The 18,163-nt window shown below is 63.1% G+C and carries 13 protein-coding genes and 1 tRNA gene; 4 read left to right on the top strand and 10 right to left on the bottom strand.

Going from position 1 to position 18,163, the window contains the following annotated elements; all coding sequences use genetic code 11:
- Positions 1-57: 57 nt before the first annotated feature.
- The 6 genes from rho to argS all read right to left on the bottom strand — a co-directional run bounded on the left by rho (position 58) and on the right by argS (position 8,920).
- Positions 58-2,226, bottom strand: coding sequence for a transcription termination factor Rho (gene rho, locus QMK32_RS22350; protein WP_283477569.1), 2,169 nt, complete (start codon positions 2,224-2,226; stop codon positions 58-60).
- Positions 2,227-2,534: 308 nt separating this feature from the next.
- Positions 2,535-3,467, bottom strand: a complete 933-nt coding sequence (gene thrB, locus QMK32_RS22345; RefSeq protein ID WP_283477568.1) for a homoserine kinase — start codon at positions 3,465-3,467, stop codon at positions 2,535-2,537.
- 17 nt (positions 3,468-3,484) lie between these two features.
- Positions 3,485-4,552 carry a threonine synthase gene (thrC, locus tag QMK32_RS22340; protein ID WP_084346439.1) on the bottom strand — a complete coding sequence of 356 codons (1,068 nt, stop codon included), beginning with the start codon at positions 4,550-4,552 and terminating at the stop codon, positions 3,485-3,487.
- The gene (locus QMK32_RS22335; RefSeq protein WP_269306586.1) at positions 4,549-5,853 is read right to left on the bottom strand and encodes a homoserine dehydrogenase; all 1,305 of its coding nucleotides are present in this window, start codon (positions 5,851-5,853) and stop codon (positions 4,549-4,551) included. Before QMK32_RS22335 ends, thrC begins: the two co-directional genes overlap by 4 nt.
- Positions 5,850-7,271 carry a diaminopimelate decarboxylase gene (gene lysA / locus QMK32_RS22330; protein WP_283477567.1) on the bottom strand — a complete coding sequence of 474 codons (1,422 nt, stop codon included), beginning with the start codon at positions 7,269-7,271 and terminating at the stop codon, positions 5,850-5,852. The genes QMK32_RS22335 and lysA overlap by 4 nt, the downstream gene beginning before the upstream one ends.
- Positions 7,268-8,920 (bottom strand): arginine--tRNA ligase, encoded by a 1,653-nt coding sequence (gene argS, locus QMK32_RS22325; protein ID WP_283477566.1) that lies wholly within the window; start codon positions 8,918-8,920, stop codon positions 7,268-7,270. The genes lysA and argS overlap by 4 nt, the downstream gene beginning before the upstream one ends.
- Before the next feature lie 222 nt (positions 8,921-9,142).
- Between argS and QMK32_RS22320 the strand changes: the two genes are divergently transcribed.
- Both QMK32_RS22320 and QMK32_RS22315 read left to right on the top strand, forming a co-directional pair.
- Positions 9,143-10,063 carry a thioredoxin-like domain-containing protein gene (locus QMK32_RS22320; RefSeq protein ID WP_283477565.1) on the top strand — a complete coding sequence of 307 codons (921 nt, stop codon included), beginning with the start codon at positions 9,143-9,145 and terminating at the stop codon, positions 10,061-10,063.
- Positions 10,060-10,755: a DUF305 domain-containing protein gene (locus QMK32_RS22315; protein ID WP_283477564.1), complete on the top strand. Its 696-nt coding sequence runs from the start codon at positions 10,060-10,062 to the stop codon at positions 10,753-10,755. Before QMK32_RS22320 ends, QMK32_RS22315 begins: the two co-directional genes overlap by 4 nt.
- 19 nt (positions 10,756-10,774) lie before the next feature.
- On the opposite strand, the gene QMK32_RS22310 is transcribed toward QMK32_RS22315, so the two are convergent.
- Complete coding sequence (locus QMK32_RS22310; RefSeq protein WP_283477563.1) at positions 10,775-13,165, bottom strand: phosphoketolase family protein; 2,391 nt, start codon at positions 13,163-13,165, stop codon at positions 10,775-10,777.
- A gap of 143 nt (positions 13,166-13,308) precedes the next feature.
- Between QMK32_RS22310 and QMK32_RS22305 the strand changes: the two genes are divergently transcribed.
- Together QMK32_RS22305 and QMK32_RS22300 are read left to right on the top strand one after the other, a co-directional pair.
- A tRNA-Arg gene (locus QMK32_RS22305) sits at positions 13,309-13,381 on the top strand.
- A 50-nt stretch (positions 13,382-13,431) separates the two neighbouring features.
- Positions 13,432-14,301: a hypothetical protein gene (locus QMK32_RS22300; protein WP_283477562.1), complete on the top strand. Its 870-nt coding sequence runs from the start codon at positions 13,432-13,434 to the stop codon at positions 14,299-14,301.
- On the opposite strand, the gene QMK32_RS22295 is transcribed toward QMK32_RS22300, so the two are convergent.
- From QMK32_RS22295 to cysD, 3 genes are read right to left on the bottom strand one after another with little or no spacing between them, the layout of a single operon-like run.
- A complete protein-coding gene (locus tag QMK32_RS22295; RefSeq protein ID WP_502943739.1) occupies positions 14,298-15,410 on the bottom strand; it encodes a 3'(2'),5'-bisphosphate nucleotidase CysQ in 1,113 nt (370 codons plus the stop codon). The genes QMK32_RS22300 and QMK32_RS22295 overlap by 4 nt on opposite strands.
- The gene (gene cysC / locus QMK32_RS22290; RefSeq protein WP_283477560.1) at positions 15,404-17,245 is read right to left on the bottom strand and encodes an adenylyl-sulfate kinase; all 1,842 of its coding nucleotides are present in this window, start codon (positions 17,243-17,245) and stop codon (positions 15,404-15,406) included. The genes QMK32_RS22295 and cysC overlap by 7 nt, the downstream gene beginning before the upstream one ends.
- Positions 17,245-18,156 (bottom strand): sulfate adenylyltransferase subunit CysD, encoded by a 912-nt coding sequence (gene cysD, locus QMK32_RS22285; RefSeq protein WP_331283599.1) that lies wholly within the window; start codon positions 18,154-18,156, stop codon positions 17,245-17,247. The genes cysC and cysD overlap by 1 nt, the downstream gene beginning before the upstream one ends.
- Positions 18,157-18,163: the final 7 nt, after the last annotated feature.

Here is an 18,163-nt window from a genome sequence, read left to right as displayed (position 1 = left end):
CCGATGTTTCGATGCCGACAGGTGCAGTAACACACGCACCTGCCGACTTGTTCCCCGCTAGTTGTCGTCGATTCCGCCGGGAGCGGTCTTGGACACCTGCATCAGGAATTCGAGGTTGCTCTTGCTCTTCTTCAGACGATCGACAAGCAGGTCGATTGCCTGATGCGAGTCCAGGCCGGACAGCACACGTCGCAGCTTGTGCAGCACCGCTGCCTCGTCAGGATTGAGCAGCAACTCGTCCTTACGCGTGCCGGACGGGTTGACGTCGACCGCGGGGAATACACGTCGCTCGGCGATCTTGCGATCGAGCTTCAGCTCCGCGTTGCCGGTGCCCTTGAACTCCTCGAAGATGACGGTGTCACCGGTGGAACCGGTCTCGACCATGGCCGTGGCGATGATCGTCAGCGATCCACCGTTCTCGATGTTTCGAGCCGCCCCGAGGAAACGCTTGGGTGGATACAGCGCCGTCGAATCGACGCCGCCGGAGAGGATTCGGCCCGAGGCAGGCGAACTGTTGTTGTACGCGCGGCCGAGTCGAGTGATCGAGTCGAGGAGGACGACTACGTCCTGGCCCGCTTCCACCAATCGCTTGGCACGCTCGATCGCAAGTTCCGCCACCGCGGTGTGATCGCCCGGCGGGCGGTCGAAGGTCGAGGCGATGACCTCGCCTTTCACCGAACGCTGCATGTCGGTGACTTCTTCGGGACGCTCGTCCACCAGGACGACCATCAGGTAGCACTCGGGATTGTTGACCGAGATCGCGTTGGCGATCGCCTGCAGAACGCTGGTCTTGCCTGCCTTCGGCGGACTTACGATCAGCGCACGCTGGCCCTTACCGATCGGCATCACCAGGTCGATGATCCGAGTGGTGAGAATGTTCGGTGTCGTTTCCAGGCGCAGACGCTGGTTGGGGTACAGCGGGGTCAGCTTGCCGAATTCGGGACGCTTGCGTGCGGCCTCGACATCGCCACCGTTGACCGTGTCCAAACGAACCAACGGATTGAACTTCTGCCGCTGACCGGACTGCTCACCTTCGCGTGCAACGCGAACCGCGCCTGTTACGGCGTCACCACGACGGAGACCGTTCTTACGCACGAGGTTCATCGAAACGTATACGTCGTTGGGTCCGGCAAGATACCCGGAGGTACGAACGAACGCGTAGTTGTCGAGGACGTCGAGGATGCCTGCCACTGGTTGCAGGACATCGTCCTCACGAATCTCGGGCTCCCGCTCGCGGCTTTCGCCACCCTCGCCACGATCGCGTCCACGACGACGTTCGCGGAACCGACGGCCTCTACGACCCCGGCCGTCGCCCTCGTCGTCCTGGTTGTTGTTGTCCCGGCTCTCGCGAGGACCGTTGTTGCCACCGTTGTTGCTGTTGCTATTACGGTCTTCGCCACGACCGTCGCTCTGGTTGCGACTGCGGTTGCGGTTGTTCTCGTTGCGACTACCCTCGCCACGGTTGTTTTCGCCGCGACTGTCGTTGCGGTTGTTCTCACCACGGTTGCTGTCGGTGCGCGTGTTGCCGTCTTCGTCCGAGGAATCGCCGCGATTGCCGCGCGATTCACTGCTGCGGTCACTACGAGAGTCGTTGCCGCGCTCGGAACGGGTCCTTCGTGGTCGCTCGTTGGAGGAGGACTCCGACTGATCCGAGCTGTTCGGAGTTGCGTTCACCGAGGACTGCTCGGTGGTGGCCTCGCGTGATTCAGCGGCATCAGGCTGAGTAGCGGCGTTGGACTGTGCAGTGCCATCAGCGGGCTTAGCGGAATCGTCGAGCGGCAGCTGGTCGGGCGCACCTGAGCGGCGACCTGCAGCTCTACGGCCTCGGGCACGGCGTGGCGCGTCGCTCGTGTCTTCGGCAGGCGCCTGTTCGCCGGACTGCACAGCAGTCCGGTCAGGTGCAGCCTCAGCACGCGCAGGCTTGTCGACGACGGGCGCCGACCTCACATCGACGGTGGCAGCGCTGGCGCTCGACAGTGTCTTGTCGGCGTCGGGCTCAGCAGAATTGGACTTGGATGCGCCGGACTTGGAGCCGTCCGACTTTTGCGCACCGCTACCCGACTGACGCGTGGAAATGGCGGCGATCAGGTCGCCTTTGCGCATGCCGGAGACACTCTTGATGCCGAGTTCGCCAGCAAGGCTGCGTAGCTCGGTGAGCACCATTCCGGACAGGCCAGCTCCGCGGCGCGTCTTGTCTGGGGCGGAGATCAGTTCCGTATCGGTCACGGAGGTCCTTTCCTTCCCTCGCTCGCAATATGCGCAGCAGAGGGTTCGTTCCGGAGCACGAAGGTCGTATCGAACCCGGATATTTCCGTTCATGATCGACGCGATTCGGACAGACGACCGACCCGAGACCGCATGCAAACTACGGGAGGGGCCGAACCAGGTGCATCACGAAACCCGGACGTTGATCCCCCCGAATACTGTGACTTGATTGCCCTGGTGAAAACCGGCGTCTGAAGCGCACGATGTACGGACTTTCCTCAGGATAGCCTCCGAGAGCGCAGTCGGCAACAACCAGTTACCAGCGAGTTTCAAGAAATGCAGACACCGTCTGCTACAGCAAGCTCGAGGACCCTTACACCTTCACCCTCGGCCAACACTTTGATGTCCTCGGGGAAGGGCACGGTGCACAACGCCAGCACCGTCGGTCCAGCACCTGACAGCACCGCTGCGACACCCCTCGAGCGCAGCGCCGCTATCCACTTCGCAGACTCCGGTAGTGCGACCGACCGTTGCCCCTGATGCAGCAGATCTTCGGTAGCGGGCATCAGAAGATCCGGACGTTGGGTGAGCGCGACGACGGTCAGGGCTCCGCGGCTGACATTGAAGGCAGCGTCGCGGTGCGGAACCAGTTCGGGCAAAAGCCCGCGAGTGTGCGACGTCGAGGACCGCTCGGCGGGAACCAACGCGACGACGTGGATGTCCGGATGAACCGCCAACCGGACGGCCGAATACTTCCGTTGAGTGATGCTCGCGCTCGCCGGCTCGCTCCACGACACCACCGCACCGCCGAGGACGCTGGCCGATGCGTTGTCAGGATGGCCCTCGAACTCCGAAGACAGCTGCACGAGCTGATCGAGGCTCAAGGTCAGGTCAGGATCGAGCTTGGCAGCGAGCCCGTTGGCCGCGGCCAAACCCCCGACGACGGCCGACGCCGAAGATCCCAATCCTCGCGAGTGCGGGATCGCGTTGGTGCACAACACATCCAGACCATCTGCCCACACACCTGCGGCTTCGAGTCCCCTCTCGATCGCCCGCACCACCAAATGGGTGGGACCCCAAGGCACGTCGTCTGCACCTTCACCTTGAACACGAATGCTCAGCCCGGACGCAGTCGTCGTCACCGAGATCTCGTCGTAGAGTCCCAGAGCGATTCCCAGAGTGTCGAAGCCGGGCCCGAGGTTCGCGCTGGACGCGGGAACCCGGGCCGTCACCGTCAAACCCTGCGGGAGTGTTGTCGTCATGGACTGAGTCTTCGCCACTAGGCCAGCTCGAGGGCCGACGCGACAGCTACTGGATCGACCGGAATCGGCTCGACCACAGGCATTCCCGCCAGAGCCGTGTCGGGATCCTTGAGTCCGTTGCCGGTGACCGTGCAGACGACGGTCAGGCCACTGTCGAGCCAACCTTCCTTCCGCGCCGCAATCAGGCCCGCGATGCTCGCCGCGGACGCAGGCTCGACGAAGATGCCTTCGGTCTTTGCCACGAGACGGTAAGCCTCGAGGATTTCCTCGTCGGTAGCGGCACGGAATGCACCGCCCGACTCCTCCTTGGCCGAGACTGCACCGTTCCACGACGCCGGGGACCCGATGCGAATGGCAGTGGCGATCGTCTCGGGCTCGGCAACGGGCGCTCCGTGTACGAGCGGGGCCGCACCTGCGGCCTGCACTCCGAGCATCCGCGGCTTGACCGTGGTGAGGCCGTCCCGGAAATACTCCGAGTAACCGCGCCAATACGCCGTGATGTTGCCTGCGTTGCCTACCGGCAGCACATGGACGTCGGGAGCATTTCCCATCGCGTCACAGATCTCGAATGCCGCTGTCTTCTGGCCTTCGATACGAACGGGGTTGACCGAGTTGACGAGTCCGATCGTCGGGAACTCTGCGGTGGTCTTGCGTGCGAGTTCCAGGCAATCGTCGAAGTTGCCCTGCACCTGAATGATCTTCGCGCCGTGCATGACTGCCTGGGCAAGTTTGCCCATGGCGATCTTCCCCTGAGGGACGAGGACCGCGCAGCCCATGCCTGCCTTGGCCGCGTAGGCCGCAGCGGATGCCGAGGTGTTGCCGGTCGAGGCACACAGAACAGCCTCCTGCCCGCGCGCAAGCGCGTCGGTGACTGCCATCGTCATACCGCGGTCCTTGAACGACCCGGTCGGGTTCAAGCCCTCGACCTTCAGATGCACCTCGCAGCCGGTGAGCTCGGACAGTCGCTCTGCATGAATGAGCGGAGTTGCGCCCTCGAGCAGCGTCACGGTCTTCCAGTCGGGTCCGATCGCGAGGCGAGAACGGTACGCCTCGATCAGGCCTGGCCAGGGGGTGTGGACGCTCATACGGTGGTGCCTTCCAATCGGAGAACGCTTGAAACGGAGGTGACGACGTCCATCTTTTCCAACGCCGACACAGTCTTGGACAACGCGGAATCCGACGCCAGATGAGTGACGACGACAAGGCAGGCGCCGTCGCCCGAACCCTGCTGACGCACGGTCGAGATACTCACGTCGTGGTTGGCGAATTCCGCAGCAACGGTTGCCAGCACACCTGGGCGGTCGGCCACCTGCATGTTGACGTAGTACCTGGTGGTGATGTCGCCCATGGGAGCAATCTTCAATTTTGCGTACTTGGATTCCAGTGGTCCACGGCCACCGTAGAACTTGTTTCGGGCAGCCATGACGAGGTCACCGAGCACGGCCGACGCGGTCGGAGCACCGCCGGCACCCTGACCGTAGAACATGAGACGCCCGGCAGCCTCGGCCTCGACCACGATGGCGTTGAACGCGCCGTTCACTGTGGCCAGCGGGTGGTCCAGCGGAACCAATGCCGGATACACACGCGCCGAGATTCGGTCCTGGCCATTGGGTGTGGTGATGCGCTCGCAGAGCGCGAGCAGCTTGATGGTGCAGTCGAGCGAGCGCGCCATCTCCAGGTCGGCCGAGGTGATCTTGCTGATGCCTTCACGGTAGACGTCGCCTGCCGTCACGCGAGTATGAAATGCGATCGACGCAAGAATGGCTGCCTTAGATGCCGCGTCGTAGCCTTCGACGTCGGCGGTGGGGTCTGCCTCGGCGTAGCCCAATCGTCCTGCCTCGGCCAATGTCTCGGCGTAGTCCGCACCTGTCTCGTCCATCGCGGAGAGGATGAAGTTGGTGGTGCCGTTGACGATTCCGGCCACTTTGTTGACACGGTCGCCGGCGAGGGACTGCATGAGCGGACGGACGACGGGAATGGCACCGGCGACCGCAGCCTCGAAGTAGAGGTCGGCGCGCGACTTCTCGGCCGCGTCTGCCAACTCTCCGGTGTATTCCGCCAGCAGCGCCTTGTTGGCGGTCACCACCGACTTGCCCTTCTCCAGCGCGGCGAGGATCAGCTTGCGCGGTACCTCTATCCCACCGAGGACCTCGACCACGATGTCGACGTCGTCACGATCCACCAGCGCGGCCGGGTTGTCGGTGAGCAAAGCCGGGTCGACTCCGCGATCTCCGTCGATTCGACGTACGGCGATACCGCGGATCTCCACGGGAACACCGACTCTCGCCTCGAAATCCGACGCGTTCTCGGTCAGTATGCGTACTACCTCGCTGCCGACGTTTCCGAGTCCGAGTACGGCGATGCCTATGGTCTTCTTCGATGTCATGGTTGCACCTCCAAGCTGAGCAGATCTTGCAATGTCTCCCGGCGCAGAACGAGGCGGGACTTTCCGTCTTTCACTGCCACCACGGCAGGTCGAGTAAGCAGGTTGTAACGGCTGGACATCGAGTAGCAGTAAGCACCCGTCGCAGCTACTGCCAGCAGATCACCCGGACCGACATCACTCGGCATCCAAGTGTTCTTGATCACCACATCGCCACTCTCGCAATGCTTTCCGACAACACGTGCCAGAACTCCCTCGGCCGTGCTGTCCCGCGAGGCAAGCCGACAGTCGTACTCCGCCTGATACAGCGAGGTACGGATGTTGTCACTCATTCCGCCGTCGACACTGATGTAGCGTCTGCGCTTCGCGGCATCGACGGTGACGTCCTTGATGGTTCCGACCTCGTACAGCGTCACCGTTCCAGGACCTGCAATGGCGCGACCCGGTTCGACATCGATCTTCGGAACAGGCAGACCGACCCGAGCGGATTCGGTCGCGACGATCGACTTCAGCTTGGCTGCGAGCTCATCGATCGGTGGCGGATCGTCGCTCGGTATGTACGAAATACCCATGCCGCCGCCGAGGTCGATCGTCGAAATCTGGGAGGTCTTGTCCACGCCGAACTCGGAGACCACCTCTGCCAGCATGCCGATCAGCTTGTGCGCAGCCAGCTCGAATCCGTCGACCTCGAAGATTTGCGACCCGATATGGCTGTGCAATCCGACGAGCCGGAGGTTGCCGGCTGCGAATACTCGTCGTACGGCTTCCAGTGCCGACCCGTCGGCGAGCGAGAAGCCGAACTTCTGATCCTCATGCGCAGTTGCGATGAATTCGTGCGTATGCGCTTCGACACCGACGGTCACGCGCACGAGGACGTCCTGCACGACGTGCATTTCGCCGGCGATCGCGTCGAGCCGATCGATCTCGATCATCGAATCGAGCACGACGTGCTCTACACCGGCGGTGACGCCGGCGGTAAGTTCTGCGACGGACTTGTTGTTGCCGTGCATGGCAATTCGGTCGGCCGGAAATCCAGCTGCAAGGGCGACACTCAGCTCGCCCCCGGAACAGACGTCGAGCGAGAGCCCCTCGTCGGCGACCCAGCGCGCAATTTCCCCGCACAAGAACGCTTTGGACGCATAGTGAACGCGTGCGGGATCACCGAAGGCAACAGCCATTTCCCTTGCACGCGAACGGAAGTCATCTTCGTCGATGACAAACAACGGGGTGCCGTATTCGGCTGCCAAGTCCGTGACCGGCACTCCGGCCAAGCAGACAACGCCATCGTCAGCGCGTTCGGCGTTGCGTGGATAGACATGCGCGGGAAGCACCGTCATGTCCGAAGCAGTTGCCGGCTTCTCGGTCACGGTGTCCCCGATCGGGGTTGCGGCATGCTTCGGACCGGCGGGATGTGCGCTCACATTCGCTCCGGTGCACTGACACCGAGCAGAGCAAGGCCATTGGCCAGCACCTGCCTGGTTGCACTACCCAACGCCAAACGTGCGGTGTTCACTGGGCCTGGCTCCTCGTCTCCTTGGGGAAGTACACGACATGCTCCATAGAAACGGTGGTAAGCACCAGCCAATTCTTCCAGGTAGCGGGCAATGCGGTGCGGTTCACGCAAGTCTGCGGCACTGGCGACGACTCTCGGGTATTCGCCGATGGTTCTGATCAACTCACCTTCCTGCTCGTGTGTGAGCAGGCTCAGATCCGGGTTTTCAGCGGTAACTCCGAGGTCGACGGCGCCGCGAGCGAGCGATGCGAGCCGGGCGTGCGCGTACTGCACGTAATAGACCGGGTTCTCACTGCTCTCACTGGCCCACAGTTCCAAGTCGATATCGATGCTCGAGTCGACGGAGGACCGGACCAGGGCGTACCGAGCCGCGTCGACGCCGATGGCATCGACGAGATCGTCCAACGTGATGACCGTGCCCGCACGCTTGCTCATCTTCACGGCAACACCGTCGCGCACCAGGTTGACCATTTGGCCGATCAGCACCTCGACGGTGTTCGGATCGTCACCGAAGGCAGCCGCAGCGGCCTTGAGTCGACCGATGTACCCGTGGTGATCGGCGCCGAGCATGTAGATGCACAGATCGAAGCCACGGCGGCGCTTGTCCTGGAAGTACGCGATGTCGCCGGCGATGTACGCGGCGTTGCCGTCACTCTTGATGACGACGCGATCTTTGTCGTCGCCGTAGTCGGTGCTCTTGAGCCACCATGCCCCATCTGCCTCGTACAGGCTGCCGGAATTCTTCAGGTACTCCACGCTGCGCTCGACGGCACCGGATTCGAACAGCGAGTTCTCGTGGAAGTAGACGTCGAAGTCGACACCGAACTCGTGCAGGTTCTTCTTGATCTGTTCGAACATCAGCTCGACGCCGATGGACCGAAATGTCTCGGCCGCGTCGTCCGGGGACAGGGCGAGTGCTTGCGGGTTCTTGGCCAGTACAGCCGCTGCGATCTCACCGATATACGCACCCGCGTATCCGTCTTCGGGTGCGGGTTCGCCCTGTGCCGCCGCGATGAGCGAGCGGCTGAAGCGATCGATCTGCGCGCCGTGGTCGTTGAAGTAGTACTCACGCACCACTTCGGCTCCCTGTGCCGAAAGAATGCGGCCGAGGGCGTCACCGACGGCGGCCCACCGGGTACCACCGAGGTGGATCGGACCTGTCGGGTTGGCGGAGACGAATTCGAGGTTGACCTTGACGTTGTCGAGCAACGTTCCGTTGCCGAAGGATGCGCCCTCTGCCAGAGCCTGCGCAACGATCGTGCCCTGAGCATCGGCGGCAAGGCGGATATTGAGGAACCCGGGCCCGGCGACCTCGGCGCTGGCGACAGCGGGCTCGGCGGCCAGTGCTTCCGCGAGCCATCCGGCGAAGTCACGCGGATTCGCGCCCGCCTTCTTGGCGACCTGGAGAGCAACATTGGTGGCGTAATCGCCGTGCTCAGGGTTACGCGGACGCTCGACCGTCAGCGTCGGGGGGAGCACGGACACGTCGAGGCCGCGTTGGGCAAGCACCTTCGCGGCGGTCGCGCGTAGCAGTTCGGCAAGGTCGGCGGGAGTCACAGGTAACCATCTTATGGTCTGGAGCACGGCCGGTTCGCAGCCAGTACCTACACCAGACCCACTCGAGACCACCGTCACCGCTGCAGCTCCCTCGAAGGGTCCGCTCGGAGCGGAGAACGTACAGTAGTGGCGCTCTGCGATAACGGTCGCCAACTTGTCGCGGAGCCTGCCAGCTTTGTGTGCTCCGGCACACGCCCCACAACGGAAAGAGCGACGACAGCGATGCCCACGGGTGAAGAGAGCGGCGGTCAGGGCAAGAAGTCGGCCGCCAAAGCCAACAAGGCCATCAAAGGCGCAAAGAAGAAGAACAGAGGCATACCAGCCGTCAAAGGCGGATTGGCCAAGAGCGGACCGCAGGTTCCCTGGCTGACCATCGGTGCCGTGGTGGTCATAGTCGGCCTGGTCGCGATCCTGGCCGTCAACCTCTTCCCCAAGTATCAGAACCAGGCCGAGGCGCAGAAGTTCGCGCCGAGCGAAAGCAACCAGGACCCCTCGTCGGCGATCGCCGATGTAGTGAAAATGGACTACCCCGCTGCGCTGCACGTCTCGCCCGAGCAACGCGTCGCGTACGACCAGTCGCCGCCGTTCGGTGGTCCGCACGATGCTGTCTGGGCTACCTGCACCGGCGTCGTCTATCCGGAAGCCATCCGCACAGAAAACGCCGTCCACGGCCTCGAGCACGGTGCCGTCTGGGTCACGTACAACCCTGATGAACTCAGCGAGGACGAAACTTCCCAGCTGGCCGACAAGGTGGACGGCGAGTCGTACATGATGATGTCGCCGTACCCAGGGATGGATACACCGGTTTCTTTGCAGTCGTGGGGCCACCAGCTCAAGCTGGACAGTGTCGACGACGAGCGGATCGACCAGTTCATCGCAGCGCTCCGCCTGAACCGTTACGCGTACCCCGAGGTCGGCGCGAGTTGCGCGACCATTCCCGGTTCGTTCGATCCGGACAACCCACTGCCGTTCGATCCGTCTGCACCCGGCGCTGACGCTGTGCCGATGGATGGTGCGGGGATCACTCCGGACGCGAGTGAGATATCGGGTGCGGGTGCAGGCACCGCGGGTCTACCGGCCGATCTGCAGCTTCCGTCCGATCTGCAGTTACCCCCCGAGCTGCAGCAAGCTCCGACACCATGACGTCGGTAGAGGAGAGGCCCCGGGCCGTACGGAGCCAGAAAACGGCGCTACTGATTCTCGGCATCGTCGCCGCGATTGCGATCGGTTTCGCACTCGGCTTCCTTGCGCGCACTACGTTTCTCGGCGGGGACGACTCGGTACCTGCCGCGGACTCGGTCGATGTCGGTTTCGCGCAGGACATGTCGGTCCATCACAACCAGGCGATAGACATGTCCGCTGTCGCGTTGACCAACGCCGAGGATCAGCCCGTGAAGACTTTGGCGTTCGACATGCTGACTTCCCAGCAGAACCAGGTCGGTCAGATGCAGGGCTGGCTCGCGGTTTGGGACCGCTCCCCAGTGGGCCCGGATGGCTACATGGGCTGGATGTCCGGTGACGAGCACGGTCATTCGATGGCATCGATGACGCCGGCTGAATCAGGATCGATGGCAGCCATGCCCGGCATGGCAACCAACGAGGAGCTGGCCGCATTGCGAAAGGCGACCGGCCCAGCCGTCGACGTGATGTTCCTGCAGTTGATGCTGCGGCATCATCAGGGTGGGCTTGCGATGATGGAATACGCCGCAGATCACGCGGAAACGCCTGCGCTGGTTCGGCTCGCACAGTCGATGATCTCGACGCAGGAAGGTGAAGCCACGCTCATGAAGCAGATGCTCGCCGAGCGTGGCGCCGAACCACTTCCTTTCAATTAGGTCGACCCTTCGGCTTGCGTCAGCGCGCGGAATACGTCCAGTCGGTCACCTCGGGCATATCCTCGAGGTGCTCGACGATGTAACTCGCGTGCCGAACCAATTGCGCTGAGCAAAATTTCTCGAGCTCACTGCCGTTCTCCGGTACTCGACGCGATCGTCGGAGGGCCTCGAGCACGAGGTGATAGCGACTCATCTTGTTGAGCACGACCATGTCGAACGGCGTTGTGGTGGTGCCCTGCTCATTGAATCCGCGGACGTGGAAGCGACCCGCGCCGGTGCGGCCGTGCAGTAGCTCGTGGACTGCGCGTGGGTAACCATGGAATGCAAATACGACATCGGTATCTGCGGTGAACAGACCCACGAACTTGTCCTCCGGGAAGCCGTGCGGATGCTCGTCCGGAGTCATCAACGCCATCAGATCGACGACGTTGACCATCCGAACACGCAGGTACGGAACCCATTCCCGCAAGATCTGCGCCGCCGCCAGTACCTCCTGCGTGGGAACATCCCCCGCCGCGGCGAGGACGACGTCGGGCACGTTCGGGGCGCCGTCGGAGTCGGTCTCGGTTCCCGCCCACTCCCAGATCGACGCTCCCGCCGCGCAATGTGCGTTGGCCTGCTCGAGCGTCAGATACTGCAGATGGGGTTGTTTGTCGACGACGATCAGATTGACATGATCACGACTGCACAGGCAGTGATCGGAAATCGACAGCAGCGTGTTGGAGTCCGGCGGCAGCCAAATTCGAACGACCGCAGGTGAGAGCGGGATGACGGCGTCGATCATTCCTGGGCCCTGGTGCGAAAATCCGTTGTGGTCGTTTCGCCAGCACGTACTGGTCAACAGGACGTTCAGTGACGCGACGGGTTCGCGCCACGGCAGGTCGGCGGCATGTTGTAGCCATTTCACGTGCTGGATCATCATCGACACACTTACCATCGCGAACGCCTCGTAGCTGGCGAAAACGCCGTGCCCGCCTGCGAGAACGTATGCCTCCAGCCATCCCTCGCACAGGTGCTCACTGAGCACCTCCATGACGCGACCGTCCGTGGAAAGGTGATCGTCCCACTCCTCGGTCGGCAGCTGCCAGCATCGATCGGTCTCCTCGAACACCGCCGCCAGCCGATTGCTCGACGTCTCGTCCGGGCAGAACAGTCGGAAGTTGCCACCGCCGTCGGGGCGTTTGTTGTCGGCGTAGATGTCGCGCATGAGTTCGCCGAGGACCCGGGTCGTCTCGTGAAAACCTGCTCCGGGTGATTCGATCGCGATCTCGTACTTCTCGAGCGGTGGAATCCGCAGAGGCTGAAGGAGTCTGCCACCGTTGGCGTACGGCGTCGATCCCATTCGCTTGTCCCCCGACGGTGCCAATGCAGCGAGTTCGGGAACGAGAGCGCCGTCGGCGTCGAACAGCGCCTCTGGCTCGTACGAGCGCATCCAGGATTCGAGCTGCGCCAGGTGTGCGGGGTTGCTCCGCACTCCGGACAGCGGCACCTGGTGGGCCCGGAAGGTCCCCTCTACCAGGACCCCGTCGACGGTGTGCGGCCCTGTCCACCCCTTCGGGGTGCGCACGATGATGGCCGGCCATCGCACCTCCACCGGGGCACCGCCTGATCGTGCTGCCTCTTGAATGGCGCGAATTTTGCTGTGCGAGTTTCGTATTGCTTCTTCGAGGGCTGGAAAAACGAGGCGGGGATCATCACCGGAAACGACGACCGGGTCCCAACCCTGCCCGTGCAGGAAGTCGACGATGTCCTCGTCTTTGCTGCGTCCGAATACCGTGGGCCCTGCAATTTTTGCTCCGTTGAGATTCAGAATCGGCAGCACGGCACCGTCGCGGCGCGGGTTGAGGAACGCCGGCAGCTTCCACGAGCCTGCGAGTGGTCCGGTCTCGGCCTCACCGTCGCCGATCACACACGCCACCATGAGATCCGGCCGGTCGAACGCTGCACCACCGGCATGTACGAGCGCGTACCCGAGCTCGCCGCCCTCGTGGATGCTGCCCGGTGTCTGCACACTCACATGACTGGGAATGCCACCGGGCGAGGAGAACTGACGACACAGGCGGTGCACACCCTCGGTATCTCGCGAGATATGCGGATAGATCTCCGAGTACGTCCCCTCGAGATAGGTCGAAGCGACGAGTGCCGGCCCGCCGTGGCCGGGGCCCGTCACGTACAGCCAGTCCGCGCCGGTGTTCCTGATGTTTCGGTTGAGCAAGGTGTAGATCATCGACAGGCACGGGCTGGTCCCCCAGTGCCCCAGCAGACGCGGTTTGATGTGCCCCGCGGTGAGGGGCTCACGCAGCAACGTGTTGTCCTTCAGGTAGATCTGGGCCACGGTCAGGTAGTTGGCAGCTGCCCACCACCTCAGATCGAGGTCCAGATCTTCGCTCGAATAGTCGTGATCGGTCACGTGGGTCCTCTCCTCTACGTAGATGCCCCCGACTGTCCTCCTTCTAAGCCAACATGAGGGTGATTTCGGGTGACGGATGGGATGCGCTAGTCTTGGACCCGCCCACAGGCACGCCGGATTTTCAGTACGCACAGGTCCGGCGCGCCCCCGTAGCTCAGGGGATAGAGCGTTCGCCTCCGGAGCGAAAGGTCGCAGGTTCGAATCCTGCCGGGGGCACACCTGCGTCACACGCTTTCCTATTGCCACCCTTGATGCAAACATGGGTTGTGGCCGATACCGAACTCGACAACACCGCATCCGAACTGTATGCCGTCGACCCACAGGACTTCGTCGCCGCGCGCACAGCTGCGGTTGCAGCGGCGAAGGAATCCGGCAATAGAAAGCTCGCGGCCTCGATCGGCAAGTTCCGTAAACCCACGACTGTCGCGTGGATGGTCAATCTCCTCGTTCGCGAAGAACCCGATGACATTGCCGAGCTGTTCGATATCGGCAACAGCCTGCGCGACGCGCAGCGAAGATCATCGGCCGAAAAACTCAAGGAACTCTCGGCCGCGCGTGCACAGTCGATTCGCGCGCTGACGCGTCGGGCCGTGGAGATTGCTCGCGAACACGGCCACCCGAGCCCGGAGAATGCGGCACGAGAAGTCGGACAGACACTGGGTGCCGCGCTCGCGGAACCCGAGATCGGCGCACGGGTGCAGGCGGGCCGCGCCGTGACTGCGGAGTCCTACAGCGGTTTCGGGCCCGCAGTGCTCACCTTGGCACCCGAGCCCGAGAACACCCCCCAGGAATCACGAGCGGAGCCGAAAGCCGAACCGAGTGACGACGCGGCCCTGAAGCGGTTCGAGGAAGCCCGCGAACAGCTCCCCGAGGCCCAGGAGGACGAGGTGTCGGCCCGCGAGGCCGTCGACTCTGCCGATTCGGCCGCCGAAGCCGCGTCCACGGACCTTTCCGAGATCAAGGAGCGACTGGCCCGCCTACGTGCCGAACTCCACGACGCCGAGGTCGACGAGGCAGCGGCCCGCACGGCCGAGAAGTCGGCGGATCGCGAAGCGCGACGCCTGCGACGAGTCCTTGCCGATGCCGAGGCGAGAACTGCCGAGTTGCGCAGCACGGTAGAGGGTCTCGGCCGCTAACCTACCGGTTCGATGATCGCCGTAATGGTGACGATATCGCCGGCCGGAATGTCGAAATGCTCGGTCACTGCCACCGACATACCGCCGTCGAACTCGAGGGAGAAACGTGCCACGACACTGGTGCCCCATTCTCGAATCTCTATCTCCTCGATGGCGATGATCGGCGTGTACTGGGCGCCGTTCTCGAGTTCGTCCCTGATGAATGCTCCGGTGTCACCGGTCTGCTGTCCGTTCTCCACACGCCGACAGTCGTGGGCGAGACGGACCTTGGTGGCATCGTGACTGAGCAGAGCCTTGATGTATTCACGTGCCATCGCGGCGCGACCGGAATCCACCTCGCGCGTGGCATAGGTGGCAATTCCCGCCAGAAGTGGTTGTGCGAGCTCCTGCCTGCAGATCAGTAAGTCCGGAAGGTACGGATGGGACTGGTTGTACCGCAACGGTGTTCCGTCGATACGCGAGCAGTGCAAACCCGCTGCGAGTGCGACGCCGACGGGCGCTGCCGAGTCCCACTCCCACTGACCACCGGAATGCACGTAGGCGTCTACCTCCCCGCGTACGACCGCCATGGCTTTGGCACCTGCCGAACCCATGGTCACGACGTCGGCATCGACCGAGCGCGCGAGATCGTCCATGTAGTACGGCGGCCGAGAGTCACTGACCACAAGCGTGGGCCTACCGGACTGCGGCGGCGGGCCGGCGACGTCAGCCGACGAGTAGACGACGCCGAGCGCAGGCTGGGCAACTGCCGACGCTGTCATCCCCTGGTCTTTTTCCCACAGGCCCACGTGCACTGCCCAGTCGGCTCGACCCTCGATGCCGTATTCGCGTGAGCCGTCGAGTGGGTCGATGATCCAGACACGGGCAGCATCCAGCCTGCGGAGATCATCGGCCGACTCTTCCGAGAGCACTGCGTCGCCGGGGCGTTCGCCTGCCAATCGGCCCAGGATCAGCGCGTCGGCTTCGGTGTCGCCGAGCCTGCCGAGCTCCCGCCCCTGAGTCGTTCGTCCTTCGCGTTCGCGAATTTCGAGCAGCAATCGGCCTGCGGACTCGGCGAGGTCGGCGGCGAATCGGGCATCGTCTTCGGCCGAGTAGAGGGCGCTCACGATCCCAACAATTCCACAATCCGAGCGGCCTGTGTTGCCGGATCACCGTCGGAGGCCGCCAGCACCAATTCGGGGTGCTCGGGCGCTTCGTAGGGGTCGTCCACTCCAGTGAAGCCGGTGATCTCACCGGCGATAGCCTTGGCGTACATACCTTTCGGGTCGCGCGCTGCGCAGACGTCGAACGGGGTGTCTACGAAGACCTCGAAGAAGGGCAGTCCTGCCTTCTCGTGCACCTTCCGCACCTCGTCGCGGTCTCCGCGGTACGGGCTGATGAGACAGGCGATCGCAACAACCCCGGCGTCGGCAATCAGTTGGGCCACGGCCCCCACTCGTCTTACGTTCTCGGTGCGGTCGGCTGCATCGAACCCGAGATCGGAATTGAGCCCGTGACGCAGGTTGTCTCCATCCAACCGATATGCCGGTCGCCCGGACGCCACCAGCAAACGTTCCAGTTCCGCTGCCACGGTCGACTTTCCCGAAGCCGACAAGCCGGTCAACCAGATCGTGGCACCGAGCGTTGCACGTTCCTCGCGGGCAACCCGGGACGAGTGCCAGACGACTTTCGCTGCCGACAACGTGGGCCCGGTGATCATCCCGGCGGCGACCGTGGCTCCGGACGACTCGTCGACGAGTAGGAAGCTGCCGGTGACTCGGTTGCGTCGGTACGGATCGAACAGGATCGGATTGTGCGTGCGGATCTGCACTCGACCGATGTCGTTGATACCCAACGATTGTGCAGCTTCGTCACGATGCAGAGTATTGACGTCGAGCCGGTAGTCCAGTTTTTCCACCCGCGCTGGTGTCGACGCCGTGGTGTGCATCAGCACGTACCGGTCGTCACTGCGCAACTGTGCGCCCTCTGCGAGCCAACAGACCATGGCATCGAGCTCTGTTCCGACGAGCGGACGATTGTTGGGACGGCACAGCATGTCCCCGCGCCCGACGTCGACCTTGTCCTCGAGTTCGATACACACCGCCGACGGCGCGAACCCCTCGTCGACCGGCGTTCCACCCGGTCCCCACACCGCTGCGATTCTGGTGACGAATCCGGAGGGGAGCGCTACGACTTCGTCCCCGGGTTTGAACACTCCGCTGGCGACGGTGCCTGCGTAGCCCCGGAAGTCGGCATGCTCACCGGAGCTGTGTTTCGGCCGTACTACATATTGGACCGGGAATCGGGCGTCGATGAGGTTGCGGTCGGAAGCAACGTGGACGTCTTCGAGGTGGTGCAGAAGCGAGCTCCCCTCGTACCAAGGCATCTGCGCGGTGCGATGAACAACGTTGTCCCCATCGATGGCCGACATCGGTACGAACGTGAGGTCTGGTACTTCGAGTTTCATCGCGAACTCGCGGAACTCCGCTTTGATCTCTTCGTACCGAGCGCACGAATAGTCGACGAGATCCATCTTGTTGATGCACAACACGAGATGTCGGATACCGAGCAAGGACGAGAGAAACGCATGTCGCTTCGTCTGTTCGAGGATCCCGTGACGGGCATCGACGAGTATCAGCGCAAGATCGGCGGTCGAAGCGCCGGTGACCATGTTCCTGGTGTACTGCTGGTGCCCCGGCGTATCGGCGATGATGAATTTTCTTCTCGGCGTAGAGAAGTAGCGATACGCTACGTCGATCGTGATGCCCTGTTCCCGCTCGGCGCGCAGTCCGTCGGTGAGCAGTGCGAGATCGACTGTGTCGCCGCCTCGTTCACGACTGGTCTTCTCCACGGCCTCCAACTGATCCTCGAAGATCGCTTTCGAGTCGTAGAGGAGCCGACCGATCAGAGTCGATTTGCCGTCGTCGACGCTTCCCGCCGTAGCTACTCGAAGCAGTTGCGACATCAGAAGTACCCTTCCTTCTTGCGGTCTTCCATTCCGGCCTCCGATATACGGTCGTCGGCCCGTGTCGCGCCGCGCTCGGTCATTCTGCTGGCGGCGACTTCCAGTACGACGTCGTGCGCATCGGCGGCCGAGGACTGCACACACCCGGTGCAGGTTGCGTCGCCGACGGTACGAAAGCGGACCGTCTCCTCGAAGGGTTCTTCGCCAGGCAGCACCGGCACGAATCTCGAAACGGCCAGGAGCATTCCAGCTCTGGGCACGACCGTGCGATTGTGCGCGTAATAGATGTGCGGGAGTTCGATCTGCTCTGCCTCGATGTACTGCCAGATGTCGAGTTCGGTCCAGTTCGACAGCGGGAACACCCGGAAATGTTCGCCGCGCCGGTGACGGCCGTTGTACAACTGCCACAGTTCCGGGCGCTGGCGACGCGGATCCCATTGGCCATGTTCGTCACGAAAGCTGAAGACGCGCTCTTTGGCACGCGCCTTCTCCTCGTCCCGACGGGCACCACCGAATACGGCGTCGAACGAGTTCTCGGCAATCGCGCGTAGCAGTGTCGCGGTCTGGAGTCGGTTTCGACTGGCCCCCGGCCCGCTCTCCTCGATCGAGCGTCCGGAGTCGATGTCGTCCTGCACGCTGGCCACGGTCAGGTTGACGCCGAAATGCTCGACCGCTCGGTCACGGAAGGACAGGACCTCGTCGAAGTTGTGTCCGGTGTCGATGTGCATGACGGAGAACGGGAGTCGGGCGGGCCAGAAGGCTTTGGCTGCCACATGGAGCATCACCACCGAGTCCTTGCCGCCGGAGAACAGCAGCACCGGACGTTCGGCGGTGGCGGCGACTTCACGGAAGATATGGACGGCTTCCGCTTCGAGCGCAGCAAGGTGCGTGAGTTCGTACGAGGTCGACATCGGTGAA

Origin of the sequence: Rhodococcus sp. H29-C3 (assembly GCF_030063405.1) — a bacterium.
GTDB lineage: Bacteria > Actinomycetota > Actinomycetes > Mycobacteriales > Mycobacteriaceae > Rhodococcoides.
The sequence above is the reverse complement of the archived record's forward strand: the minus strand, read 5'-3'. Positions and strand labels throughout refer to the sequence as shown.

Bases quoted from the DNA above. Each gene is read 5' to 3' on its own strand.
- thrB (WP_283477568.1), bottom strand. From the start codon at position 3,467: ATGACGACAACACTCCCGCAGGGTTTGACGGTGACGGCCCGGGTTCCC.
- thrC (WP_084346439.1), bottom strand. From the start codon at position 4,552: ATGAGCGTCCACACCCCCTGGCCAGGCCTGATCGAGGCGTACCGTTCT.
- QMK32_RS22335 (WP_269306586.1), bottom strand. From the start codon at position 5,853: ATGACATCGAAGAAGACCATAGGCATCGCCGTACTCGGACTCGGAAAC.
- QMK32_RS22320 (WP_283477565.1), top strand. From the start codon at position 9,143: ATGCCCACGGGTGAAGAGAGCGGCGGTCAGGGCAAGAAGTCGGCCGCC.
- QMK32_RS22315 (WP_283477564.1), top strand. From the start codon at position 10,060: ATGACGTCGGTAGAGGAGAGGCCCCGGGCCGTACGGAGCCAGAAAACG.
- cysC (WP_283477560.1), bottom strand. From the start codon at position 17,245: ATGTCGCAACTGCTTCGAGTAGCTACGGCGGGAAGCGTCGACGACGGC.
- cysD (WP_331283599.1), bottom strand. From the start codon at position 18,156: ATGTCGACCTCGTACGAACTCACGCACCTTGCTGCGCTCGAAGCGGAA.